The 23,786-nt window shown below is 50.9% G+C and carries 24 protein-coding genes and 2 pseudogenes; 9 read left to right on the plus strand and 17 right to left on the minus strand.

Annotated elements, in window-relative coordinates; genetic code table 11:
* Nucleotides 1-45 precede the first annotated feature (45 nt).
* The 6 genes from MKQ70_RS23060 to MKQ70_RS23085 form a co-directional block, all read right to left on the minus strand.
* A complete protein-coding gene (locus MKQ70_RS23060; RefSeq protein ID WP_248074598.1) occupies nucleotides 46-213 on the minus strand; it encodes a hypothetical protein in 168 nt (55 codons plus the stop codon).
* Nucleotides 213-515 carry a hypothetical protein gene (locus MKQ70_RS23065; protein WP_248074599.1) on the minus strand — a complete coding sequence of 101 codons (303 nt, stop codon included), beginning with the start codon at nucleotides 513-515 and terminating at the stop codon, nucleotides 213-215. The genes MKQ70_RS23060 and MKQ70_RS23065 overlap by 1 nt, the downstream gene beginning before the upstream one ends.
* A gap of 23 nt (nucleotides 516-538) precedes the next feature.
* Nucleotides 539-1,414: an alkaline phosphatase family protein gene (locus MKQ70_RS23070; protein ID WP_248074600.1), complete on the minus strand. Its 876-nt coding sequence runs from the start codon at nucleotides 1,412-1,414 to the stop codon at nucleotides 539-541.
* Nucleotides 1,415-1,436: 22 nt separating this feature from the next.
* Nucleotides 1,437-2,030, minus strand: a complete 594-nt coding sequence (locus MKQ70_RS23075; protein ID WP_248074601.1) for a hypothetical protein — start codon at nucleotides 2,028-2,030, stop codon at nucleotides 1,437-1,439.
* On the minus strand, nucleotides 2,015-2,644 hold the full coding sequence (gene eboE / locus MKQ70_RS23080; RefSeq protein ID WP_248074602.1) for a metabolite traffic protein EboE: 630 nt from the start codon (nucleotides 2,642-2,644) through the stop codon (nucleotides 2,015-2,017). Before eboE ends, MKQ70_RS23075 begins: the two co-directional genes overlap by 16 nt.
* Nucleotides 2,645-2,731: 87 nt before the next feature.
* On the minus strand, nucleotides 2,732-3,886 hold the full coding sequence (locus MKQ70_RS23085; RefSeq protein ID WP_248074603.1) for a 3-dehydroquinate synthase: 1,155 nt from the start codon (nucleotides 3,884-3,886) through the stop codon (nucleotides 2,732-2,734).
* Nucleotides 3,887-4,592: 706 nt separating this feature from the next.
* Between MKQ70_RS23085 and MKQ70_RS23090 the strand changes: the two genes are divergently transcribed.
* From MKQ70_RS23090 to MKQ70_RS23100, 3 genes are read left to right on the plus strand one after another with little or no spacing between them, the layout of a single operon-like run.
* On the plus strand, nucleotides 4,593-5,426 hold the full coding sequence (locus MKQ70_RS23090) for a tetratricopeptide repeat protein (RefSeq protein ID WP_248074604.1): 834 nt from the start codon (nucleotides 4,593-4,595) through the stop codon (nucleotides 5,424-5,426).
* The gene (locus tag MKQ70_RS23095) at nucleotides 5,414-6,562 is read left to right on the plus strand and encodes a sensor histidine kinase (protein ID WP_248074605.1); all 1,149 of its coding nucleotides are present in this window, start codon (nucleotides 5,414-5,416) and stop codon (nucleotides 6,560-6,562) included. Before MKQ70_RS23090 ends, MKQ70_RS23095 begins: the two co-directional genes overlap by 13 nt.
* Nucleotides 6,559-7,197, plus strand: a complete 639-nt coding sequence (locus MKQ70_RS23100) for a response regulator (RefSeq protein WP_248074606.1) — start codon at nucleotides 6,559-6,561, stop codon at nucleotides 7,195-7,197. Before MKQ70_RS23095 ends, MKQ70_RS23100 begins: the two co-directional genes overlap by 4 nt.
* A gap of 60 nt (nucleotides 7,198-7,257) precedes the next feature.
* On the opposite strand, the gene eboC is transcribed toward MKQ70_RS23100, so the two are convergent.
* From eboC to MKQ70_RS23115, 3 genes are read right to left on the minus strand one after another with little or no spacing between them, the layout of a single operon-like run.
* Nucleotides 7,258-8,187 carry a UbiA-like protein EboC gene (gene eboC / locus MKQ70_RS23105; protein WP_248074607.1) on the minus strand — a complete coding sequence of 310 codons (930 nt, stop codon included), beginning with the start codon at nucleotides 8,185-8,187 and terminating at the stop codon, nucleotides 7,258-7,260.
* A gap of 17 nt (nucleotides 8,188-8,204) precedes the next feature.
* Entirely contained in the window at nucleotides 8,205-9,191 is a 987-nt protein-coding gene (locus MKQ70_RS23110) for a TatD family hydrolase (protein WP_248074608.1), read from the minus strand.
* Nucleotides 9,192-9,230: 39 nt separating this feature from the next.
* On the minus strand, nucleotides 9,231-9,845 hold the full coding sequence (locus MKQ70_RS23115) for an EboA domain-containing protein (protein ID WP_248074609.1): 615 nt from the start codon (nucleotides 9,843-9,845) through the stop codon (nucleotides 9,231-9,233).
* 927 nt (nucleotides 9,846-10,772) lie between these two features.
* Here MKQ70_RS23115 and MKQ70_RS23120 point away from each other — a divergent pair.
* From MKQ70_RS23120 to MKQ70_RS23130, 3 genes are all read left to right on the plus strand, one after another.
* The gene (locus MKQ70_RS23120) at nucleotides 10,773-11,156 is read left to right on the plus strand and encodes a transmembrane 220 family protein (protein WP_282456675.1); all 384 of its coding nucleotides are present in this window, start codon (nucleotides 10,773-10,775) and stop codon (nucleotides 11,154-11,156) included.
* Between the two features lie 107 nt (nucleotides 11,157-11,263).
* Entirely contained in the window at nucleotides 11,264-11,872 is a 609-nt protein-coding gene (locus MKQ70_RS23125) for a hypothetical protein (protein WP_248074611.1), read from the plus strand.
* Nucleotides 11,869-12,147, plus strand: a complete 279-nt coding sequence (locus MKQ70_RS23130) for a hypothetical protein (protein WP_248074612.1) — start codon at nucleotides 11,869-11,871, stop codon at nucleotides 12,145-12,147. Before MKQ70_RS23125 ends, MKQ70_RS23130 begins: the two co-directional genes overlap by 4 nt.
* A 59-nt stretch (nucleotides 12,148-12,206) precedes the next feature.
* Here the strand turns inward: MKQ70_RS23130 and MKQ70_RS23135 are convergent, their stop codons facing one another.
* From MKQ70_RS23135 to MKQ70_RS23165, 8 genes and pseudogenes are all read right to left on the minus strand, one after another.
* The gene (locus tag MKQ70_RS23135) at nucleotides 12,207-13,442 is read right to left on the minus strand and encodes a glycoside hydrolase family 88 protein (protein ID WP_248074613.1); all 1,236 of its coding nucleotides are present in this window, start codon (nucleotides 13,440-13,442) and stop codon (nucleotides 12,207-12,209) included.
* Nucleotides 13,443-13,626: 184 nt separating this feature from the next.
* A complete protein-coding gene (locus MKQ70_RS23140) occupies nucleotides 13,627-14,358 on the minus strand; it encodes a DUF5017 domain-containing protein (RefSeq protein WP_248074614.1) in 732 nt (243 codons plus the stop codon).
* A 22-nt stretch (nucleotides 14,359-14,380) separates the two neighbouring features.
* On the minus strand, nucleotides 14,381-15,610 hold the full coding sequence (locus tag MKQ70_RS23145; RefSeq protein WP_248074615.1) for a RagB/SusD family nutrient uptake outer membrane protein: 1,230 nt from the start codon (nucleotides 15,608-15,610) through the stop codon (nucleotides 14,381-14,383).
* A 1-nt stretch (nucleotide 15,611) separates the two neighbouring features.
* Nucleotides 15,612-16,406 (minus strand): RagB/SusD family nutrient uptake outer membrane protein, encoded by a 795-nt coding sequence (locus MKQ70_RS23150; RefSeq protein WP_248074616.1) that lies wholly within the window; start codon nucleotides 16,404-16,406, stop codon nucleotides 15,612-15,614.
* 10 nt (nucleotides 16,407-16,416) lie between these two features.
* Nucleotides 16,417-18,051 (minus strand): annotated as a pseudogene (locus MKQ70_RS23155) (SusC/RagA family TonB-linked outer membrane protein); the annotation flags it as partial.
* Nucleotides 18,052-18,210: 159 nt separating this feature from the next.
* Complete coding sequence (locus MKQ70_RS23160; protein ID WP_248074617.1) at nucleotides 18,211-18,813, minus strand: hypothetical protein; 603 nt, start codon at nucleotides 18,811-18,813, stop codon at nucleotides 18,211-18,213.
* A gap of 87 nt (nucleotides 18,814-18,900) precedes the next feature.
* Nucleotides 18,901-19,041, minus strand: a pseudogene (locus MKQ70_RS42585) (TonB-dependent receptor plug domain-containing protein); the annotation flags it as partial.
* On the minus strand, nucleotides 19,032-19,607 hold the full coding sequence (locus MKQ70_RS23165; RefSeq protein WP_308199139.1) for a carboxypeptidase-like regulatory domain-containing protein: 576 nt from the start codon (nucleotides 19,605-19,607) through the stop codon (nucleotides 19,032-19,034). The gene MKQ70_RS23165 and the pseudogene MKQ70_RS42585, both read right to left, overlap by 10 nt.
* Before the next feature lie 251 nt (nucleotides 19,608-19,858).
* Between MKQ70_RS23165 and MKQ70_RS23170 the strand changes: the two genes are divergently transcribed.
* The 3 genes from MKQ70_RS23170 to MKQ70_RS23180 are packed head-to-tail and all read left to right on the plus strand — an operon-like array spanning nucleotide 19,859 to nucleotide 23,756.
* Nucleotides 19,859-20,293: a ligand-binding sensor domain-containing protein gene (locus MKQ70_RS23170; RefSeq protein ID WP_248074619.1), complete on the plus strand. Its 435-nt coding sequence runs from the start codon at nucleotides 19,859-19,861 to the stop codon at nucleotides 20,291-20,293.
* An 11-nt stretch (nucleotides 20,294-20,304) separates the two neighbouring features.
* Nucleotides 20,305-20,904, plus strand: a complete 600-nt coding sequence (locus MKQ70_RS23175; RefSeq protein ID WP_248074620.1) for a ligand-binding sensor domain-containing protein — start codon at nucleotides 20,305-20,307, stop codon at nucleotides 20,902-20,904.
* The gene (locus MKQ70_RS23180) at nucleotides 20,901-23,756 is read left to right on the plus strand and encodes a hybrid sensor histidine kinase/response regulator transcription factor (RefSeq protein ID WP_248074621.1); all 2,856 of its coding nucleotides are present in this window, start codon (nucleotides 20,901-20,903) and stop codon (nucleotides 23,754-23,756) included. The genes MKQ70_RS23175 and MKQ70_RS23180 overlap by 4 nt, the downstream gene beginning before the upstream one ends.
* Nucleotides 23,757-23,786: the final 30 nt, after the last annotated feature.

Consider the following 23,786-nt stretch of genomic DNA (forward strand, 5'->3'; position numbering starts at 1 on the left):
ACGAGGGTTGCTTCGCCAGCGCGTCGCAATGACGTAATAGAAGGACTATTCCCCCATCAACGCCCGCCAAATCACATCATACACCTGCGTTGCCTCCACCTCCCGATCCCCCGTACTCCGCGGCGTAATCAGTACAGGATGGAACTGCGCAGGTGTACCCACGCTCCCGTGTGAACCTTTTATCAAAGTAGCGTCCAGCGGAATTACGTTCATCAGGTAACGGAAGCCGAGTTTTTTTTTAATAATTTGAAGCCCGCTTTCAGTTTCACCAGCGGATCGGCCGGGTTCATGAACATCTCCACCGGGTCGTAACCAGGTTTGCGGTGTATGTCTACGATGCGCGCGAAGTCCGGTGCGCGGGCATCATCTAACCAATAGTAATAGGTAAACCAACTTTGCTGATCGGCGATGAGTACAAAGTCGCCCGAACGGCGATGATGGATGTGGTGTTTGCGTTTGCCCTCCCGGTCCAGTACCTCCGCAACGCCCGGCACGTTTTCTAGAATGCTGCGCACCTTTTTGCACACCGACGGATCATTCACGTACACATGCGACACTGGTGATCGCTCACCGCGAAAGCCTTGGAGGCGCCGGCATCCAGCAATTCGGTGCCACGTTCTTCGCGCACAGCTATCAGTCCCTCCTGCCGCAGGATGCGGTTGATGTGGATAGGCTGACTCACATCTGTAATACCATATTCAGAAAGGAAAATAATCTGTGCGCCTTGTCCCTCGTAGTACTCCACGAGTTGTTTGCACACCCCATCTACTTCTCCCAATTCTTTACTGATTTTGGTAAAGTCGTTCCCGAATTTCTGCAGGCAGTAATCCAGGTGCGGCAGGTAAATTAGCGTTAATGTCGGGTTGTAGAGTTTATCGGTTTCAATGGATGCATCCGCAATCCATTGGGTAGATTTTATATTGGCGCCCGGTCCCCAGAACTGGAACAACGGGAACGTGCCGAGCTTCTCCTGCAAATGATCGCGTAACGATGCGGGATGCGCGTAACAGTCGGGCGCCTTGCGGCCATCGGACAGGTATTGCGGACGCGGCGTTACGGAGTAATCGGCAGAAGAATACATATTGTACCACCAGAACATTTTGCTTACCGTAAAGGTCGGATCCATGCGACGCGCGCGGTCCCAGATCTTTTCAGACTGCACCAGGTGGTTCGATTGTTTCCAGAATTTGATTTCGGCGTCTTCATGATCGTACCAGCCGTTGCCCACGATGCCGTGTTCGGCCGGCCACTCGCCGGTGATGTAAGTACTTTGTACGGCGGTAGTAACGGCCGGCAGCATAGGTTGAATGGTGTTCAGATGGTGTTTCCGGACATACTGTTCAAGGAAAGGCGTGTGTTTGCCAATCAGCGAAGAAGATAATCCTACAACATCTATAACTACAGTTTTTCTCATCGGATAGGCGCTTGCTACTAAATTACGATTCCAATTGTTGCAACACCCATTTCATTTCGCGGGCAATGGACTGGTCCATCTCCAGCTTTAATGAAGGGTGTAATACTTCCCAGGTATATGTTTCTATTTCGAGATGTTGTGTAAAGGGCTTGCCCACCTGCCTGGCCAGCACACGCGAAATGTCTTCGCGGGTAGAGGTGAGTGCGCCGAAGTCAGTGCGGAACACGGGCACATGGAAGTGTGCGCGCCATTCCTCCACCTCCGGGTTTTGCGCATCGGCCAGCGCCTCCGGCAAGTCGGGGTAATGCACCAGTTTGTTGTTCGTTTGCCGGCCAATTACCTGGTGCAGGTATACTGCTTCGTTAAATGTTTTAAAATTGTCCACCACATCCGCACGCTGCGCGCCTTTACCCAACACACCTTTCAGCGCCGCACTGATCTGCACTTTACCCGTTTTTAACCCGTAAAAATGCATTCTTTCCAGCACCACCAAAGGATCCTCATACATCACCGCAAAGTGGCACACGTCGTAACACAATTGAATATGCGATTTGATGATCTTCACCGCTTCATCATCCGATACCGAAAATTTCTCCGCGATCACGGGCACACCCATTGCCGGAGATATTGGAAATACCAGTCGATGTACTCCTTCGAATTCTCGAGCATGCCATCCGGCTCCGGCTCAATATCGAGGTGCATCAACGGGCCGCCGCTACGGTGTATGCGCACCAGTTGCTCCAACACCTGCAACATATTCAGCGTTGCGGTTTCGATCACGTTAGACTTTTCTTCCTCGTTTTTCGCCCAGTATTTATATGAAAGCGGGTTGGTGGAAATGCCGCCCTCCATGCCCTCCGGCAGCAAAGCCGCCAGGATGCGGAAAAGGCGGATCGTGTATTGCACGCGGTCGGCGGTGGTCCAGTCCGGCGCATGCACCATATCTTTCACTTTAACATGATGAAATCCCCCGTACGGAAAGCCATTCATGGTAAATACATAACAGTCTTGTTCTTTCAGCCATTGTTTAAATTCCGAAAGGTGTTCTTCTTTCGAAAGTTCAAGGCTCGCCAAGTTAGCCAGCCGCAGGCCGATGCCAAATGGTTTATTGGGCGACACCTGCGCTTTAACGGACGGAACGTACCGCTTCAGCTGCGCAAAATGGTCCGGCCAGCTTTCGCCGGCGTGGATATTAGTACAATAGGTGAGGTGTCCATGAAACGTTTGCATCTCTGTTGTTTTGCGTTCTTGTATTAAGCTAAATTGCGGCGACAGCCTCCCAGGGCATCGCGGCTAACAAACAACAAGGCAGGATGATTACCAATTATCACGCAGCATGGTCATTGCCCGCTGCAACAGGTCCGTATCCATTACATGCACTTCCTCTCCCCTGCCAATGGCCCTCAGTAAAGAAATCGTCAACTGTCCGCCGAGGTGTTCGCGGAACTCTTCCAGGCCAGCCACCACACCGGGGTTATCTTCGTCTTCATCTGCTTCCAGCAGCGGGTGGTATAACGGCAACCTTAATTGTTTCAGCAGGTTGATAATACGCAGCAACTCATCTTCACTTAACCAACCCAGCAGGAACGAATACACGCTGTCCAGTGCAATGCCGATGGATACCGCTTCGCCATGGCGAAGCTCAAAATCAGACAGCTGCTCCAGTTTGTGCGCGCTCCAGTGGCCAAAGTCCAGCGGCCGCGAACTGCCGCTCTCGAACGGATCGCCGGCGCCACCTATGTGCGCCATATGCAGGGCCGCACAACGGTAAATCAGCTGCTGCATGGCCGGCAAATCGCCCATAGACAACTTTGTTGCATTGGCTTCCATCCATTCAAAGAAACCGGCGTCTTTGATCAGCGCCACTTTCACCGCTTCCGTCATACCCGAACGCCAGTCGCGCTCGTGCAGCGTTGTCAGGAAAAAGGCATCATTAAATACGGCCACCGGTGGTGCAAACGAACCCAAAAAGTTCTTTTTGCCATGGTAGTTAATACCATTTTTCACCCCTACGCCGCTATCGTTTTGCGACAGTACGGTGGTAGGAATGCGAATATGTTTTACGCCCCGGTGCGACACTGCCGCTACGTAACCTACCAGGTCCAGCACAGAGCCGCCCCCGATACCGATCACGTAGGAGTGACGATCGATCGCGTATTTCTCCAATTCATTAATAAGCCAGTAGAATAACTGAAGGTCGTTTTTGGCCGCCTCCCCCGGCACCACCACGATATCCTGCACCAGCTCAAAATTGTCGAGCTGCTCGCAATACGCAGTGATCTGCTCCTGCAGGTAGCCATGTTTTGCTGTAACCCCTTCATCGATAATGAAAAGCAGCTTTTTCCGGATTCCCTCGGCTGCCTGCGCCTCCAGAAAATCAGCGAATGTGCTGTTGGAAGAATCAAAAATCTTTTCTGTAAAGAATACCCTGTACTCGAATTTTACACTGAATGATTGCTGAATATAAGCCATGACAATAACTCCAACCCCTCTTTATAGGTAATTAAATGTAGGGATAAAATTACAAAAACGGGGTTGTCCGGCGTAATATTTACACCTGCGGTAAACGGAAGCTCCGGGCGGCTTTAAAAAAAAAAAAATAAAGGCTTGCAGACGCAAGCCTTATCCGACTTTTGATAGAGTTTGGCCTTCTATCTATATGCAGCTTCTTTTTGGGGTCAGGGTCAACGGATGAATTTCACCAAACTACTTGTGTATCCGGGGTTAATGGATGCTTTCGGGGTTAATGGATGCATTGGGGGTCAATGGACGCTTTGGGGCAATGGACGCTTTGGGGCAATGGACGTATTTGGGGGTCGTGAATGTAAAAAATCTGTTAAAAAATGTCGTTGCTGCGGGCTGTTTTTCAATTTCTTATCGATGAGGTCAACCTTCCTTTTTCAGCCTTCTCCAAGTATCAATTGAAGAATTACAGCAACGACATGTCAAAAATGGTGGTTGAACTGTCAGACTGTTTACCTGTCCTGTTTACGGTCCGTTTTTGTTCTTACCATATCCTTGAATGATGATGCAAAAATAAGCTGGGCGCGGTTTGCGTTTGTTAGCGGAATTACCGAATTTTACGACTCCGTATTACTACGGAGGACGATTAACGGTAACCCCATGCGCAACAGCTAATATGAAATTGCTCAATAAATCTTTTTTGTTATTTGGGTGGATGTATCTGCCCATCCTTATTGCCAGCCACGTTCACGGGCAGTCTACACGTTATCGCGACAGCCTGCTGCGTATTATCCAGCGTAACCAGCAGGATACGGCCATGGTCAATACTTGTTACCGCTACGCGGAAAGTCTGCCCAACGGCATGATCGACTCCGCCATGTTTTACCTGAACAAGGGACGAGCAGTGGCAAAGCAGATCAACTACCTGAAGGGCGTGGCCGCTTACGCCTCATTATACATCCCGCACCTGCACGCCAAAGGCGATTACCAGCAGGCGCTGGCGCTTACCGAAGAAGCCCTCGCCATCTACCAGCAATTGAAAGATGAGCCCAATATGATCAAAGCCTACAACAACGTAGGCAGCGAACAGCAAAGCCTGGGCAACTTCAAAATCGCGGCCTCCAACTACCTCACGGCGCTGGAACTGGCGGAAAAACTGAAAGACAACCAGATGCGCCGCCTGCTCTATAATAACCTGTCATCCGTGTTTATGAGCCTCGACGAAACACAGCGAAGCCTCGAATACGCCAACCGCGGCTACGAACTGGCCCGGCAGCTGAACGATAAATTCAGCATGGCCTCCAGCCTCATCAACGTAGCAGCCGCGGAAGCACAACTTGGACACTACAATCAATCTTTCGAAAAATACCACGAGGTGATCGCGCTCGGCAAACAGCTGAACGATATGACCATCATCCTCGACGGACTGCTCAACCTCGCCAGCATCGATTCGGAGAAAGGACGCAACCAGCAGGCGCTGGATCTTTTTATGAAGCCCGCAATATCACCGACACGTTCCAGGCGCCTGAGCACCGCATGTACGCGCTGATGGGACTCAGCACCACGCTGCACCAGATGAAGCGTTACCAGGAAGCAGACGACTTCCTGCAGCAAACCATCGCACTGGGCAAAGCCATCAATGCGGGATACGAACTGAGGATCACGTACAAAGTAGCAGCAGAAAACAAGGAAGCGCTGAATCAACTGGGCGCCGCACTCGCATTCCGCAAACTCTACGAAACGCTCAACGATTCGCTGATGAGCGACGATACCCGCAAGCACGTGATGCAGCAGGAAATCATTTCGCAAACCGCCATCAAGGATAAAGACCTGGCAGAAAAAAAACTGACGATCACGCAAAAGGAACAACAGTTACAGGCAAAAAATAAATGGCTGATCATCATCGGGCTGATCATGGCGCTGTTATTCGTGGTGGCCGGTATATTCTTCATGAAGTTCCGGTACCGTCAAAAACTGCATATCCAACGACTGCAAACCCTGCGCAAGGAAAAGGAAGTACAGCTGCTCGAGTCGTTTATCCAGGGCGAAGAGCGCGAACGTACGCGTATCTCCAAAGACCTGCACGACAGCGTAGGCGGCATGTTATCGGCCGTAAAAATGCATTTCTCCGCCATCCGCCAGGAATCGGAGTCGCTGCGCGAATCGCCCGCTTTCGGGCATGCACTCGGTCTGCTCGATGAAGCCGTGGGCGAAGTGCGCAAAACCGCGCACAACCTCATGCCGGAGATGCTCACGCGTTACGGACTGGCCGAAGCATTACAGATTTTCTGCAAAAACATCAGCCATGCGCAAACATTGCAGATCAGTTTTTACGGCACCGGGAATATCAGGCGATTTAAGCCTAACTTTGAGCTGTCCGTTTACCGGATTGTACAGGAGTTAGTAAACAATATCATCAAACACTCCCGCGCCACGTCAGCCCTGGTGCAGCTTAGCCAGCACGGACAACTGCTCACCATTACGGTAGAAGATAACGGAGTAGGATTTGATCAGCAATCGACCGGCAAAAACGGCATGGGCCTCAACAGCCTGCAATCGCGCATCCGCGCGCTTAACGGCAGCCTGGAAATAGAAGCCGCCACCGGACAGGGAACCACCGCTTATATAGAGTTTGACACCGAAAGACTGGAAGTAGAAGTAACCGAACAAAATCAACTATCATGAAGATTAAAATCGCCATTGTAGACGACCACCTGCTGGTCATTAACGGACTTAAAACAATGCTGGCGCCTTACCAGCATATCGAGATCGTATTCGATACCCAGGACGGCAACAAACTATTGGACGAACTGGACCTGTATAAACCGGATGTAGTGCTGCTGGACATCCAGATGCCCGAAATCGACGGCATGGAATTGTGCCGCAAGGTGCACAAGGTGTCGCCGGAAACAGGCATCATCGCCCTCACGAACTTCACCGAATCGCATTATATCAAACAAATGCTGCGCAACGGCGCCGCAGGTTACCTGCTCAAAAACACCGATCAACCCACGCTGTTAAAAGCCATTGAAACCGTGTACAATGGCCAGCAGTACCTTGACGAATCTATTAAAAGCAGCCTGCTCAACGAGATCATTACCGGTCAAAAACGTACGCCGTACGAGATTCCCCTCACCCGCCGTGAAAGTGAAATCCTGAAGTTGATTGCGGAGGAGTATACGAACCAGCAGATCGCGGAAAAGCTTTTTATCAGTCTTCGTACGGTGGAAACGCACCGACTGAATTTAACACAGAAACTGGCGGTGAAGAATACGGCCGGGTTAGTGAAGGAGGCGATGAAGCGGGGGTTATTGGATTAATAAAAAAAAGCGTTCACTATCCCATAGCGAACGCTTTTTTATACAAGAACATCTAAACAATCACGTCACCGCAAACGCCTTCCCCAGCCCGATCGACACCGGCAGCAACGCCAATATGATCAATCCCGGTACAACACCTGCAAACGCAGTAGCCCAAGCTGCATTCATCACGATTAACGCAATAATGCCACCTTTTACGGACTTGCCGATATTTGGACCAGTTGGTTCTTTCATCGCTTTCAGCAACGGTTTATAAATTAAAAAGGAAAACAGCGCCACGAACGGCAACGCTTCCACGATGCGGTGCTGCATGGCCGCTATGCCCAGTATTGTTAAACAAACGATGCCATACATCAGCGCCGCTGTTTTCAGCGGGCCGGTTTTGCCACCGTGTACTTCATCACGGCTGATCATGGTGATAGCGCCGATATAAAGTACGGGCACCAGGGCCAGCCAGCCGAATTGCAGCAGGGCATCGTCGCCGGTGATGCTCATACCAAGCAGCAGGTTAAGGCCGCGGCAAATGCCCATATTGATCGGGCCGAGCACGTCCCGGTGTTTGCCCCATTTGTTATAAATCAACGCGGCTGCTGCCGTCAGCAGCGCCGGGAACCCCGCGGTAGGGTTTACCGTAAAAGCCGCCAGCACGCCGATAGAGAGCAGGTAAATGCCCAGTATCACCGCCTGCGTTTTGGATACGATGCCGCTGGGAATAGGACGCTCGGGGCGCTCGGTACTATCCAGCTGGGCGTCAAAAACATCATTAAATACCACGCCGCCACCATACAGTCCGCAGGTGGCGAGCGCCAGGCAAAGCACCGGCAGCAGCCAATCGGCCGTAAAGGTGTGCGGCACCTGCCAGAAGCCGGAGATAGCGATGCCCGCCAGGATATCGGCTACTGCTGTAACGATATTTGCAGGTCGCATCAGGCGCAGGTATCCCAATAACTTATTACCAATGTAACTCACTCCTAAATCAGGGTTTTTCATTGTTTTAACAACATCGCCTACCGTATAATGGTGGCGTTTTTATCCACGCGCGGTGCCTGACCGCCACGCAGCACGCTGCTGCCATTGTACTTAAGATTCTGGTCAATTTGTTTCACTGTCTCAAATTCACTGACGTCAATCTGCCCGCTTTGTGCGAAAGCGTCAATCGCATTCTGGTAACATACCAGTTCAATATCTTTTGTGCTGACACCTCTTTCCAACATCAACGCCGCGGTTTTAGGCACTGCCAGCGGATCGCTGATGCCCCAGTCGGCGGCCGAGTTGATCATGATACGCTCGCTGCCATATTGTTTCACGATTTCCACCATCCTTTCATTTCCCATTTTGGTAAATGGATAAATGGTGAAAGCCGCCCAGAAACCACGGTCGAGCACCTCTTTCACCGTTTCCTCGTTGTTGTGGTCCACGATCACCATACCCGGGTTTAATCCGTGTTCGATGGCAATGTCCATACTGCGGGTAGTACCCTGTTTTTTATCGCGGTGTGGTGTGTGTATCTGCACCGGCAACATCGCCTCTTTCGCCAGCTCCAGCTGCGCACGGTAGTATTTATCTTCTGCCGGCGTCTGGTCATCAAAGCCGATTTCACCTACACCCACTACACCCTCTTTATAGATAAAGAGGGGAAGAATTTCCATCACCTGTTCGGCCAGGCGCTCGTTATTGGCTTCTTTCGAATTAAGGCCGATGGTGCAGTAATGTTTAATACCAAACTGCGAGGAGCGGAATCGTTCCCAGCCGATAAGACTGTTGAAGTAATCGCGGAAAGTATCGACACCGGTGCGTGGCTGGCCCAGCCAGAAGGCGGGCTCAATGATTGCTGCCACACCAGCATCCGCCATGGCCTGGTAGTCGTCAGTAGTCCGGGAGGTCATGTGCACATGCGGATCGAAGAAACGCATGCCTTTGATTTTCTCCATGAATATAGGGTTGGCGTTAATTGGCGCCAGGTCTTTTTCAGTAAGTTCGTGACTGCAACACATAATTCAAGTAGTTTCTAAGTCGTTTGCCAGGCAAACCAATCAATTCAATTTCGCGGTAATTACATCCCAGTTTAAGATATCCCCGTCAATCTCTGCTTTTAACGCGGGATCTTGCAACAACAGTTCCCGGGCCGGCGCAAAGTTGGCGTGCGCACAAGCCAGGGCGGCTGCTTCTCTTTCGATAGTCTGTTCAGAGTTCCACACTCTTTTTATATCATTAAACGACGTTTCATTTACGAAGGGCGCCACCAGTCGCCACAACATCGGGTTCACCGTCCGGCCTGCTGCCCAGCGCTCGTGCGCGTAATCGACCAGCACAGCGGCTAAGGTAGCGTTGGCCCGTTGATCGAGACCAATGATGCGGCCCACGGGTTTGTCGGTAAAGATGGCTTTCAGTACCAGCTGGTTCCAGGCAGCTTCGCTTAAGTGCTGCGCCGGATATGGATTGTTCAGCATAATGGCTTCGAGCACGGTGCCAATGTTGGAGCGGATACCTTCTGCAGTGCGCAATGTCCATGCTTCGGGAAATGCGAGCAGCGGCAGCGCGCTGTACAATGCGGCGAGTTCGTTCATCTCCGCTGTATCGAACAAGGTTTCTATATGTTTAATGTACGCCGGTTTATCGGTAGCAGGCAATTGCAACAACCACCACACACGCGCCACCCTATCTGCCGGCCAACCTTTAATGGTAAAGCCAGTCTCCGCATCTTCCGGTGAATGATCGATTTACCAACGAATCTTGATATCGCCGAAAAGGTAAGATTATACTGCTGCATCGCCCCCGTCTGCCGCCACACTTCCTCCCGCTGACGCAGCCACTCTTCAGCCTTTGGGCCGGCTGTTGCTGTAATAGCTCCGTACAGCAGTGCACTCATTCTATCCTTATCATAAACATAATCCATGCACGCCTTAATTTAAATTGGTCATTGAGTTAATATCCGACTAAAAACAGCCTTATCTGTACGCTTGCTAAGTTAACTTAAGTTTAGAAAAGATGGGGCAAAAAATACGTGGATAGCTCTATGGACGGACGATTGGCGGCACCCAACAGCGACCTCAACACTTCATCACATGAACGTGGGAGAAAAACTCTGATACTTTAATAACATAGGTTATGAGGCATTCTCACGGGATCAAATCAAGATAAAAAAGTATCAACATTGGATAAATTTGGAAAAGTCTGGCGGGCAAGGGATGTGGTATAAAATAAAAGAGAGGCACAAGTGCCTCTCCTTCCGCCATTCTAAAACCTGATTAGTAACCAGGATAATTTTAAGCCGATCTTAACCTTACGGTTAGGTCTGCTAACAATTTTAACACGGCGATTTATGTGTAAATCTCTTTGTTGGTATACTTTTGCTTGCAGTAAATATCTGAAAAACGCAGTTCACTAACTGTTGTTTGCTGATGCAATATAATCAAAAAGACAAATATCGCGCTCACCTGAACGTATCATCTCCTCAAAACAAAGTCAAATAGTCTAGTACCTCGTGCTCTAATATAGTGCAAACTTACGAATTGTTTTTATCGTTTTTACGTAAGTTTACGCCCTGTTTCAAAATTTAATATCATTCTAATCTTATGAAGGTCTTCAACATATTTTTTACTTTAATATTTATTCTGTTCGCAGCCTTGCAATACAACGATCCTGATCCATGGTTGTGGATGCCCATCTATGGTTATGGCGCACTCATGTGCGGACTGGCGGCTACGGATCGTTATTACAGGGGCGCTTACCTGTCGGGCATCTTCCTGTACCTGGTATATGCCAGTTATCTATTTTTCACAAAAGATGGTGTGGTAGATTGGGCAACTAATCATGATGCTCAGAACATCGCCGAAACCATGAAAGCAGAGAAACCATGGATCGAAGATACCCGTGAATTTTTCGGATTGCTGATCCTTATCATCGCACTGCTCATTAACTACATTTACGCCGGTCGCCGGCAACACGCCAAAGTGTAGTAATAATATGATAATTCCGGGGAGCGTTGCTTCCCGGGATTTTTTTGCCCACGCGGTTAAACTTTTCGCCTCATCACGCAGTCTCTTTAACAACCAATGCGTTTTTTATGATGATGCGATATTTCTCCACCCTACTCGTTGCCGGCCTGTTTACCGCCACTGCAACCTCCGCGCAGGACGCCGAAGCAACCGGCCTGCCCGGCGATAATTTTAGCCTGGACGGCGCGCTGGACCTGTTCAAAAAAGCCGCTTCGCCCGAAGCATTTGAGCAGGCGCTCAATACGGAATCTAACAAGGTAAACAATCTCGACCTGAATGGCGATGGCGATATTGACTATATCCGCGTCATCAACAAAAAGGAAAATAATACACAGATATTTATTCTTCAGGCGCTAGTGTCATCTACCGAAAGCCAGGACATTGCGGTGATCGAACTGGAAAGAACAGGTGACAAACAAGCCGTGATCCAGATCGTGGGTGATGAAGATATTTTTGGAGAAGAAACGATCGTGGAGCCCGAAGATGAAGGCGTGGCTTTCAACGACTTCCCGCTAAACCGCTATGGCAGCCATAATGGGCCAAGCCCAGACGCGGTGATCGTAAATGTATGGGGGTGGCCTGCTGTACGTTTCGTATATGCGCCGGCTTACACATTATGGGTATCGCCCGGAGCTGGGCCGCCCGCCCGGTATGGTTCCGCCCATGGCGCCCCATGACCTGGGCCGTATACCGCCCCTACCGCTACCATTATCATCCGCATTATGTAGTGGTGCACACCCGCCGCGTGGTGGCGGCACCGCGCATCTATCGCCCGGTACGTGTTACGTCGGTCACCGTGCATACCAACAATGTTGCGAAGGTTACGCATTATCGAAGCACCCGCAACGGCAGCGCAGTAAGAACTACTAAACGCACCACCACCGTAGAAGGAAGGAATGGCCGCAAGGCAAGCCGGACCACCACCACACACGTTAAAAGAAAAAGAAGATAAGCGTTCATAAAAAGGGCTGACCATGACGGTCAGCCCTTCGTTCTTGGACACATAATTCACTATAAAGTACGCTGGTAGCGTTGCAGTGCTTCCAGGAAGTAGTAGTCGGCATACACCAGTGGCACATCGATTTCGCCATTATGCGGAATGCTGCCCACACAATGTTTGATCATGAAGTTGCCATTTGCGCCCAGGTCTGCGCGGTAAGCAGGACCCGCCAGTGAGCGCAGCATCTTTTTACCCGCTTCGCGGTATTTGTCGCCTTTCGTCTTACCTACATAATCACTTAGTTCGAATAAAGCAGAAGCTACGATAGCTGCAGCAGATGCATCCCTGTATTTCTCCCGCACTTTGGTAGCATTGGAACGCACGCCCGGTGTATAGCCGGTTTGCTGTACGTTGAAGTCCCAGTAAGGCACCATGTCCGCAGGCAGATTTTTGTTATTCAGGAACCAGTCGGCCATACCTTCGGCAGTTTTCAGGAAACGTTTGTCTTTCGTTTCGCGGTACACCATCGTAAATCCATAAATACCCCATGCCTGTCCGCGTGACCAGGTAGAGTTATCGGCATATCCCTGTGCTGTTTCGCGGGCCAGTACTTTACCATTCGTGGTATCGTAACATACTACGTGATAAGAGCTGTAATCCTTGCGGATCTGGTTCTTCATCGCGGTCTCTGCATGTTTAATGGCAATGTCACGGAAAGTGTTATCACCGGAAGCTTTGGAGGCGAAGAACAATAACTCCAGGTTCATCATGTTATCGATGATCACGGGAAAATAGTACATCTGTTCTCCATGCCATGTTTTAAACGCGTTCCACGATTTGATGCTGCCTGTCACCGGGTTAAACCTCGTGCTCAACGATTTCGCGGACTGTATCAATATGTCTTTATATTCCTGCTTGCCGGTAATGCGGTAGGCATTGCCATAACTGCAATACACCATAAAACCGAGGTCGTGGTGTTTAGTGAAATCTTTCAGCGGCTCCAGTTTCTCGGTCCACTTCGTGGCTTCCGCCAGCAGTTGTGGATCTTTGGTGCCTTCGTATGCATACCACAGGCTGCCGGGGAAAAATCCCGGTGTCCAGTCGTACATATTGGTCGTTGTCATTTTGCCCGCTTTGTCCGTAGTGCGCGGAAAAGCGAGGGCGTCGCGGGTTTCAGTATCCTTCAGCATGTTCTTCAGCTGCGTTTGCGCGTAGCCAAAGTTATCGCTGATGAATTCTTTTTCTTTCCTGTCGCCGCCGAATGCGAGCAGGCTGGCTGCAGCCAGGATACAGAGCAATGGTTTCATGTTGTTTATGGTATCACTTTAATAACTAATTGTCTTACTACAGATTTGCTTTCGTCCACGGAGTGGTTAAACGCAACAAAGGTGGCTTTGTACACGCCTGGGGTAGTGTAGGTGTACATATATTCTTCCCTGTCGGGGTCTACGATACTTTTGATGCCGGTGCTTACATCCGGCGGTATGCGGCCTACGCGCAGCGGTTTGGTGATGATCCAGCTCGTTTTGGTAGCCGCATTGGCGTCGCCGCCGGTAAGCGCCAGGCTGCTGGCACCGGGGTTCCAGCGGGCGTTGCCGGATTCCAGATGTCGGAGTAACGTGTCCAGTAGGCCACATCGTCCGCCAGCGTGCTTAACGGCACTGTGCGATCGGCCAGTACGTTACTCACGGTCCAGTTCGTGATGGTCCACGTACGCTGTGTACTGCCTGTTACGCCACTATACTTCAGCGCAATGAATAGCGAGTCCTCCGCACCGGTTACAAGATCGGTAAGATCTACCGCGCCTGTGTTCACCAGTGTAGCACTGGTGGCAAGCGGTGTACGGGAGGTGATGTCCGTCCATGGCGCATTAACCACCGCAGCAGAATCAGCGGTATTCAGTTTACTGATCGCCAGCACTTTTAAGGTATTCGCCTGGTTGCCATATTGCGCGGTCGAGGAAAAAGACAGGATGACTTTACCCAGCAGTTTACTCGGGGCCCGGCTTTCATAACGCTTGCCTACTTCGCCCGAATAAAAGGCAATGTTGGCAGCGCTGCCGGCAAATTGAAACTTCGTGGTGTCGCCTACGCGGTACGTAAAGGTGTCCGCTACGAGCAGCGTGCGGTCCAGCGACACGTTGAACGACGGCGCATCTACTTTAATTTCCTTAGAGCAGGATGCAGCAGCGAAAGCACATATGATTAGGAGATATCGTTTCATCTTCATAAGTTTTAAACAGCTGTTACCAGCCTGGATTTTGTTTCAGTTCGTGGTTCAGGTTCAGTTCGTAGGTAGGTATGGGAAGCAATACGTGTCTTGCGGATACGTTACGTACACCGGCCAGCCCGTTCACATTACCGGTAGCGGTAACGCTGGCGCCATTTCCGGTGGCATACACCGCAAATTCGGCCATATCGTTAACGAAGTTGCCCCAGCGGATCAGGTCTGCTTTGCGCAATGCTTCGAAACATAATTCACGCATACGTTCATCACGGATCGCCAGTTGAAAACCTGCTTTGTCCAGACCGGCCGTCAGCATATATTCATTACCGCTGGTGATGGTGGCTGTAGCGGTTGCCGCAATACCTGCATAGGCAAATACAGCACCTGTTACCGCAGCTGCAGATGAACCGGAAGTATGTGTTGGTGGTGTAGTCGTAGAAGTACCTGCCGTTGTCACCGTGTACAAGCGACCGCCATTCGTGATCTGTGTACCGGTGTTGTAAGTTACGCCCGGCGTCCAGAAGGTACCAATAACCACGGTGGGCGCCGATGTGTAATAAGAACCCGCGGTAAGCGCGCCAGGACTGCTCAGGTAAATGCCGCTTACGCCGCCGCTGGTGATCACCGCTGTGCCCGTAGCGCCATTGCCGCCACCGCCGGAGATCGTTACTGTTGGCGCAGTCGTATAACCACTTCCCGCAGTAGTGACGGTGATTGATTTAACGACGTTGCCGTTCATTAAACCATATGCCCTCCTTCTAACTTCATTAATGTATTGATAAGCATTACCCGGACCGTTCTCCTGGTTCTCCGCTTCCGCACGCATCAGCAACACATCCGAATACCGGATCACCGGCCAGTTGATGTTATAGGTACCACCCACACCATTGGTATTGCGGATCGATTGCGGGGCCAGTTCGCGACGGAACTTGCCAGCACACATCATCCAGGGAGAAGTACGGGCTGTTTTTACACGGGGCGTACCGCTGTAAATGTAGTTCGCACAGTTCCAGTCGCGGCGAATGTCTAACGATGATTTATTCGGTGTTGCCGTACTGGCCGCATCTACCTGGTAGGAATCATACAGTTTGCGGGTTACCCACACCCAGGCAGCTGAAGAATAAGAGCTGGTATCAGCCGCTACGATGGCAGATTGTATACCTACAAAGTTGCCGATATCGTTACCGCTCTTGTTCGCCACACCTGGCGCAGCGCCTTGCGAACCCAGCTCCCAGATGCTTTCCTTCACATCATACTGATCGCGGGAAAGATTTGTGAATACGGCGGTAGTCCGGGTTCAACGCATGCAAACCGGAAGTGATCACTTTATCGCAATAGGTAATTACGTCTTTATATTTTGATACATCGCGTTGCGGATAACCTGCCCAATAGATATACACGCGCGCCAGTACTGCCTGCACCGCCGTAAGCGTTACCACATCGTTGTAACCCACTTTAGCCACGGTATAGTCTTTCAATAATACCTCCGCTTCTTTCATATCTTTTTCCACCTGCTCGTACACCTGTTTCTGGGTGGCCGCCGGGAAATTTACTTCGTTGATCGCCAGCGTTCTTAACACAAGCGGTACATCACCGTAGTTGCTCGTCAGCAGGAAATAATAGTAACCGCGCAGAAAAAGCGCCTGCCCTTTGATGATGTTGCGGCGGGCAGAATCCATGGTTGGTTTATTGATATTTTCCAGTAAAGAGTTGATGTTGCGGATGCCTACGTAACAGCTCTTCCAGATGCCGGCCACGTACGTTTGCGATGCGTCGTAGTTGTAACGCAGGCCGCGGGTATCGCCGTCCGCCGTGCGGTTAGACATAACTTCATCCGTTGTCGTGGTGAAGTTGAAACCCATCACCTGGCCGTATAATTCAGAGCGCATCAGGTTACTGTATACGCCGTTGAGCGCCTGCTGCAACTGTGCTTCCGTTTCGTAATAGTTCGTGGAAGAATAGAAGTCGGATGGTTTTGTATCGAGGAATTTATTACAGGAGCTGAACCCTGCCAGAGCTATTGCTAATATCCAAATGCGTTTCATGTTCTTCAGTTTAGAGGGTTACGTTTATGCCGGCCACATAAGACAGTGAGTGCGGGTACACCGCATAGTCGAAGCCAGGCGTAAGGTTGCCGTCCCTGCCCGATACTTCGGGATCAGTGCCCGAGTACCTTGACCAGGTGTACAGGTTCTGCGCGGAAGTATGGATCCTGATGTTCTTGATCTTCGCTCGTTTCAGTATCGCCACGGGTACATTGTAACCCAGCGAAACCGTCCGCAGTTTCAGGTAAGAGCCATCTTCTACCACGCGGGAAGAGTAGGCCGCGTTGCCCATGCCACCGGCACGGAACATGGTGTTGCTCGGATTCGTTGGCGTCCAGCGGTTCGCATAACTCGCCATCTGGTTCAGGTTAGGATTGTTCACCAAACCACCTTCGAACACGTAACGGTTGCCGTTGATCAGATCATTGCCGTAAGACCACTGGAACAAGACGTTCAGATCAAAGTTATTATACACGAAGTTGTTGCTGAAACCACCGGTATGTTTCGGCAGACCGCTGCCGATAATGGTAAGGTCCTGGTTGTTCACCTGCAGATCGCCATTCAGGTCTTTGTACTTTATATCACCCGGACGGATCGCTGTACGCGCAGCACCGTTGGTTGCCACATCGGCCTTCAGTAAATAAGTACCGTTGGGCATCAGGTCAAAATCGGAGTATTGATACACACCATCAAACTGCAACCCGTACATTTCGCCCATCGGACGGCCCTTTACAGAGATGTAAGGAAACAGGCTGGAATAAGTGGTATTGAAGAAAGTACCGTTACCGGAAAGGATGGATGTTTGTCCCTCGGTGAGTTCCAGTATTTTATTCCTGTTAAAGCTGATATTAAAGTTGCTGCTCCAGTTGAAGTTTTTCTTCTCCACGATCACACCTACTACGGTAAATTCCAATCCCCTGTTCTGCAGTTTACCAATGTTCTTCAAACCAAATCCGCTCTCTACACCAATACCGTAGGGCAGCGCCGCGTTCAGCAGCAGGTCGCGCGTGGTACGGTGATAAGCGTCTATCGTTACAGACAGGCGGCTGGTGCGGAAGAAGGCGAGATCCAGCCCGATATTCGTTTGTTCATTGGTTTCCCATTGCAGGTTAGGGTTGCCGGCTGATTGGATATAAGAACCAATGCTCAGCGGCGCGTTGCCGGCAGAATACCAGAAGTTGCGGCTGGTCAGTTGCAGCTGCGGCAGGTAAGCAAAATCACCTACGCGGTTGTTACCCGAAGCACCATAACCTACACGTAATTTACCGTCAGACAACACGCGCAACGATTTCATGAAAGGCTCTGAGCTGAAGCGCCATGCCGCGGAAGCCGCGGGAAAGTATCCCCATCTTTTGCCGGGTGCGAATTTAGAAGAACCATCCGCACGCATGGAAGCAGAAAATAAATACCTCGACTGATAATCGTAATTCACGCGGGCAACCATGGAGGCCATGGACCAGGAAGAAGCGGAAGATATAAGCGTGGTGTTAGCCGCTGGCGCCAGGTCTATCCCATCCAATCCTAATTCTTCATTCGGGATCTGGGTGGCTGATAATCTGCGGGTAGCGGATTTGTTACCCTGCGCCTCGAACAGTGCGAGCGCGGTAAAGTTGTGTACTTTGTTCCAGCGCTTGCGGTAATTTAATCCCGCCTCTGTTCTCCGGTGGAAGCCGGGCGAAACTCTATTAAACCGTTTACGCCGTTAGAATTCCATTTACTGCCCGATTGTGTTTTGGAGTTGTTAAATACATCCAGTTCGCGGTTCCAAACGTTGATACCACCGGCTACGCGCAGCGTCAGGTCTTTAATAATACCATACTCGATACGCGTTGGCGTTCAGTACGTGTTCTTTATTCAGCGTCAGCTGGTTTTGTATATGTTGATAAGGGTTCACGCGATAATCCTGGTTGTTGGCCAGCTCGTTCCCCGGATCGTAAAATTCATCCAGCAGATTTACCGCACTGTCGCGGCCCGAAATACTGGTGGTGGGGCGGAAACCCCAAACGGAATACAAAGTGGTGGCAGAAGCATAGAAGTTGGTGGCCGAAATCGGCGTGCCATATGCTTCGCTGTACGCGTAGTTCGCATTTAATCCAACTTTCAGTTTGTCACTTACCGTCTGGTCCAGCGAAAACCGGCCCTGGTAACGTTTAAAACCGCTGTTAATGATAATCCCTTTCTGGTTATTGAAGTTGCCCGACAACGAATAGCGCGTTTTGTCAGAGCCGCCTCTCACCGCAATATCGTGGTTCTGGTTCTGCCCTACACGGAACACGTAATCCTGCATGTCTAGTGTTTCTACGTTTTTGTAATCGTCCAGCGTAACACCTTTGGCGAGGTATACGGAGTCATAGATGGCTGGATTAATGTCGCCCACATAGCGTACAAACTCATAGGCATCCATCATTTTTTGTTTCTGCGGATTTTGCTGCCAGCCGTAGTAAGCATTGTATGTTACCTGCGGCGCACCATTTTTTCCCTTTTTCGTGGTGATAAGGATGACCCCGTTCGCGCCACGTGCCCCGTAGATCGCGGTAGCCGAAGCATCTTTCAGGATGTCGATAGACTCGATATCTGCCGGGCTGATGGCATTCGCGTTGGCGTTTTCCGTAGGGAAACCGTCGATTACGTACAGCGGGGAGTTATCTGGGTAATAGAGCCGGAACCACGGATCGTGATATTGGCGACAGCACCCGGCTGCCCGTCCGCGCTGGCCACTACCACACCGGCAACACGGCCGGCCAGTGCCTCGTCGAACGATTTCACCGGCGCCTTGGCAAAGTCATTCATGTTCACACTGCCCACGGCGCCTGTCAGGTCCTTCCGGCTTTGAGTAGCGTAACCCACCACGACCACATCGCTCAGGTTACCGATCTTTTCTTTTAGTTTAACGGTGTACTCGGTGCGGTTATCTACTTTCACCTCGATGTTCTCGAAGCCGATGTAGGTAAACACGAGCGTGGCGCCAGGCGCTACTGAAATAGTAAACCGGCCCTGGTCATTGGTGGCGGCCCCGGTTTTGTCATTTTTTACCGTGACGGTAACGCCTGGTAAAAGCGTCCCTTTGTCATCGCGCACGGTTCCGGAAACCGTTTTCTTCTGCCCAAAAAGGAAGAGTGGGAATAGTAGCATCCATAAACTCCCCAATAAAACTTTTGCAGCATACCGGGACATTGGCATCTCCATTTTCGTATTCATCATAATTTGTGGAATTGATGATCTGGTTGATTTTCTCTTACCTGCAATTATGTAAATCTCCCGCAAACTCCGGGTCGACAATCGTAAATGATTGGGGTGAATTTTATAAATCACCTGCAAACAACTGATTATCAGACCAATAAAATACAGCGTTTACCGAAATTTCCGCCCTTTTTTCTGACCAATGCTTATATTGGGGAATGATTTTACGGCGAATGTTCCAGGTATGCCTGCTATTAGCGGTCGCTTTTCCTATGAAAAGCCGGTCGCAGCATGCTACCTTTCAACACCTCACCGTAGAAAACGGCCTCTCCCATAATGCCGTGTTAGCCATTACCCAGGATCGCCAGGGATTTTTATGGCTGGGCACCCGGTACGGTCTCAGCCGGTACGACGGGCAGCGGTTCAAAATTTACCGGAACATACCGGGCGACACCACCTCCCTCCCGGATAACCAGGTGGTATCATTATATATAGACAGGCAAAAGCAGATGTGGGTAGGTACCACGTCCGGGCTCTGTAAATACGATCCGGTGACCGGGAAGTTCCGCCGCGTAATACTGCATCCTGGTTCGCAAACCAATATCAACTGCATTTATGAAGACCGCCAGGGCCGTTTCTGGTTTGGCGGGAATAACGGCCTGTATATGGTGGACGGCCGGGCGTACACAAATTACAACCACCACTGATCGCTGGCTGGGTGGTGCGCACGTTGTACGAAGATAAATCGGGCGCCCTGTGGATCGGGTCAAATACCGGTCTTTCCCGGATTAAAGGCAACGACACGATCACCTACCGGCAGGAAAACGGGCTGGCCATGAACTTCATCACCGCCATTAATGAAGATCCTTCCGGTAAACTGTGGATCGGCACCCAGACCGCCGGTATTAATATATATGACCCGGCCACAGAGAAATTCAGTCAGCTCGTAGCGCCGGGCATTGTTAATAATATTGTACGCCGCATCGTACGCGACCGGCAGGGACAAATGTGGGTGGGCACCCAGGAGGGCCTGAGCATCATCGACCCGGTGACGATGCAGCAAACGGCATATCAGCACGAATCGGGGAACATATCCAGCCTTAGCCAGAACTCCATTCATAGTTTATTTGAAGATGATAACGGCTCCATGTGGCTGGGCACCTACTTCGGCGGCGTAAATATGGCTTACCGGTACGGCGGCGCGTTCACCACCTGGCAAAATGTGCCGCGGCTGAACGGCATCAGCAACAACGTGATCAGTAACATGATAGAGGATGAAAAAAGAACCTCTGGATCGGTACAGAAGGCGGTGGCTTGAATTACTTCAACCGGCAAACCGGCAAATTCACCTGGTATAAACACGACTCTAAAAAACCGGGCAGCCTCGGCTCCAACCTGGTAAAGGTGGTATATGAGGATAAGGCGCACAATATCTGGGTGGGCACCCATGGCGGCGGACTTAACCTGTTGTTACCCAATGGCTCGTTCCGCCGCAGCTTTTACAGCGCCGGCGATCCTGCTACTTTTTCCCGGGAAATTACGGCCATGCTCGAAGACCGGAAAGGCCGCTTCTGGGTAGGCGCCAACGATCGCCTGCACCTGATGCACCGCTACGGCAACGAATTGGTCAAAGAAAAGGACTCCATTATTAAAGGCATGGACGACCGCGTGTCTATCCGCGCGCTGATGGAAGATGCACAGGGGCGCATCTGGATCGGCACGATCTCCGGTATTTATGTATTAACCGGCGACTCGCTGCGTTTACTGCAAGGCGGATATGTAAACGCTATCCGGGAAGATTCGCGGCGGCAGGTGTGGGTAAGCATGTATTACGGCGGGCTCATTCGCTACAACGACCAGCTCAAGAAAATACAACACTATACAGAGAAGGACGGCTTGCCCAACAGCAATGTGCTGGGCATGCTGGAAGATAGTAAACACGCACTGTGGGTGAGCACCGATAACGGACTGGTAAAGTTCGATCCCGCCAGTAACGCATTACAGGTATTCACCGTCAGCGATGGCATTGCGGGCAATGTGTTCAATTATAATTCTTTCTTGAAAGATAGTAATGGTGAATTGCTTTTCGGCGGATACAACGGCATCACAAGTTTTTACCCGGAAAGAATCATCACCAATACCAACAAGGCGCCCATCCGTTTTACAGGACTGCGTTTGTTTAACAATCCCGTGGGTATTCACCAGGAAGACGGGCTGCTGGAGCAGGATATGGCCTACACACAGGCACTCCGGTTCCGCCCCGACCAGGAAGTATTTACCCTGGAATTTGCCCTGCTTAATTTTGTAAAGAGCAATAAAAACCGCTACGCTTACCGCCTCGAAGGCGCGGATCGCGACTGGATAGAAACATCGACCCCGGCGGTCACTTATACCAACTTGTCCTCCGGCGATTATGTATTTCATGTAAAAGCCGCCAACAACGACGGCGTGTGGAGCGATCCCGTAAGCCTGGAAATTACCATACTGCCCCCGTTCTGGCGTACCTGGTGGGCCTATTGCCTGTACGCCATTGTACTGGCGTTACTGTTCACGGGCATCTCCCGCTTCTTTTTCCTCCGCGCTTTATTACGTAAGGAAGAAGAGCTGCACCAGGTAAAACTGAATTTCTTCACCCACGTATCGCACGAAATCCGCACGCACCTTACGCTGTTGATGGCGCCGGTAGAGCGGATACTGGAAGGGAAAAAGGAAGACGGCGGTGCATTATCACAGTTAAGAGCGAATGCAGACCGATTGTTAAAACTGGTGAGTGAGTTGATGGATTTCCGGAAAGCGGAAAGCGGCCATTTAAAACTACAGGTACGCAAGCAGGACTTAATTCCTTTCCTGGACAGCATTTATGCCAGTTACCGCGAGCAGTCGCTGGACAGGAACATCAGCATCAGTTTTACGCACGATACGGAAAGCGCGCCGCTGTACTTCGATCCCGAACAGCTGGAAAAGGTGTTCTTCAACCTGTTGGGCAATGCATTTAAGTTTACCCCGGAAGGTGGCCGTATCCAGCTGCATGTAGGTCGTGCGAAAAATGCCGTGGTGATCACCGTTACTGATAACGGCCGCGGTATTGCGGAAGCGCATCTCGATAATATCTTTTCCAACTTTTTCCAGGTACAGGACCATGGCGTGCAGAATACCGGCTATGGCATCGGCCTGGCGCTGTCCAAACACATCGTGGAGCAGCATAAGGGTACACTCGATGTAAACAGTGGAAACGGCAGCACTTCCTTTACTGTAACATTGCTCGAAGGCCGCCAGCATTTCGAAGGTACGCAGCACGTGATCGACGGGCCGGCTGTAGCTTACGAAACAGCCCTTCCCATCGCGGAATTCAGCGATGAGGGCGATACAGCCGTAGCGGCCAGCGATCCCACTTTCACTATTCATATTGTGGAAGACAACCCGGAACTGCGGGCACTGGTGCGCCAGGTGTTCCAGCAGCAATACCGTATCCTCGAAAGTCCGAACGGCGCCGAAGGTTTGTCGCTGGCCACAGCGCAGCTGCCCGACCTCGTGATCAGCGATGTCATGATGCCCGACATGGACGGGCTGCAGCTTTGCCAGGCACTGAAAACCGACGAGCGCACCAGTCATATTCCGGTTGTACTGCTCACGGCTAAAAGCTCGCAGGCCGACCAGGTGAGCGGCCTCGAAACCGGCGCCGATTTGTATCTCACCAAACCTTTCAGCAGTAAAGTGCTGTCACTGAACGTGCGCAACCTGCTCGCCTCCCGCGAAAAGCTGCGCGAGCGCCTGGCCAAACAATTACAGGCCGCCGAACCCGCACCGCTGGCCGCCGTGGAAGAAACATTGCCCAACAGCGTAGACACCGCCTTCCTCGAAAAAGTGATGGCGCTGGTGGACGAACTCATGGACGATCCCGACTTCGGGGTAGATATGCTCTCGAAAAAGGTAGCCATGAGCCAGCCCGTGTTGTATAAAAAACTGAAGGCGCTCACGAACATGTCTGTCAATGATTTTATCAAGTCGCTAAGGCTGAAGAAAGCGGCGGAACTGTTGCGATCGCGGCAGCATACGGTATACCAGGTGTCGTATATGGTGGGCTACAGCGACAGCAAGTATTTCAGCCGCGAGTTCCGGAAACAGTTCGGTAAAACGCCGACGGAATTTGCCGGGCAGCCGGATTTATAAATTTCTCCCCTTTTAGTTGGAAAAATCCCC

It is taken from the genome of Chitinophaga sedimenti, assembly GCF_023156195.1.
Taxonomy (GTDB): Bacteria; Bacteroidota; Bacteroidia; order Chitinophagales; family Chitinophagaceae; genus Chitinophaga; species Chitinophaga sedimenti.

Bases quoted from the DNA above. Each gene is read 5' to 3' on its own strand.
- MKQ70_RS23060 (WP_248074598.1), bottom strand. From the start codon at position 213: ATGAACGTAATTCCGCTGGACGCTACTTTGATAAAAGGTTCACACGGG.
- MKQ70_RS23070 (WP_248074600.1), bottom strand. From the start codon at position 1,414: ATGAGAAAAACTGTAGTTATAGATGTTGTAGGATTATCTTCTTCGCTG.
- MKQ70_RS23075 (WP_248074601.1), bottom strand. From the start codon at position 2,030: ATGGGTGTGCCCGTGATCGCGGAGAAATTTTCGGTATCGGATGATGAA.
- eboE (WP_248074602.1), bottom strand. From the start codon at position 2,644: ATGCAAACGTTTCATGGACACCTCACCTATTGTACTAATATCCACGCC.
- MKQ70_RS23085 (WP_248074603.1), bottom strand. From the start codon at position 3,886: ATGGCTTATATTCAGCAATCATTCAGTGTAAAATTCGAGTACAGGGTA.
- MKQ70_RS23090 (WP_248074604.1), top strand. From the start codon at position 4,593: ATGTATCTGCCCATCCTTATTGCCAGCCACGTTCACGGGCAGTCTACA.
- MKQ70_RS23095 (WP_248074605.1), top strand. From the start codon at position 5,414: ATGTACGCGCTGATGGGACTCAGCACCACGCTGCACCAGATGAAGCGT.
- MKQ70_RS23100 (WP_248074606.1), top strand. From the start codon at position 6,559: ATGAAGATTAAAATCGCCATTGTAGACGACCACCTGCTGGTCATTAAC.
- eboC (WP_248074607.1), bottom strand. From the start codon at position 8,187: ATGAAAAACCCTGATTTAGGAGTGAGTTACATTGGTAATAAGTTATTG.
- MKQ70_RS23110 (WP_248074608.1), bottom strand. From the start codon at position 9,191: ATGTGTTGCAGTCACGAACTTACTGAAAAAGACCTGGCGCCAATTAAC.
- MKQ70_RS23120 (WP_282456675.1), top strand. From the start codon at position 10,773: ATGAAGGTCTTCAACATATTTTTTACTTTAATATTTATTCTGTTCGCA.
- MKQ70_RS23125 (WP_248074611.1), top strand. From the start codon at position 11,264: ATGATGATGCGATATTTCTCCACCCTACTCGTTGCCGGCCTGTTTACC.
- MKQ70_RS23130 (WP_248074612.1), top strand. From the start codon at position 11,869: ATGACCTGGGCCGTATACCGCCCCTACCGCTACCATTATCATCCGCAT.
- MKQ70_RS23135 (WP_248074613.1), bottom strand. From the start codon at position 13,442: ATGAAACCATTGCTCTGTATCCTGGCTGCAGCCAGCCTGCTCGCATTC.
- MKQ70_RS23140 (WP_248074614.1), bottom strand. From the start codon at position 14,358: ATGAAACGATATCTCCTAATCATATGTGCTTTCGCTGCTGCATCCTGC.
- MKQ70_RS23150 (WP_248074616.1), bottom strand. From the start codon at position 16,406: ATGAAACGCATTTGGATATTAGCAATAGCTCTGGCAGGGTTCAGCTCC.
- MKQ70_RS23160 (WP_248074617.1), bottom strand. From the start codon at position 18,813: ATGATGGATGCCTATGAGTTTGTACGCTATGTGGGCGACATTAATCCA.
- MKQ70_RS23165 (WP_308199139.1), bottom strand. From the start codon at position 19,607: ATGATGAATACGAAAATGGAGATGCCAATGTCCCGGTATGCTGCAAAA.
- MKQ70_RS23170 (WP_248074619.1), top strand. From the start codon at position 19,859: ATGAAAAGCCGGTCGCAGCATGCTACCTTTCAACACCTCACCGTAGAA.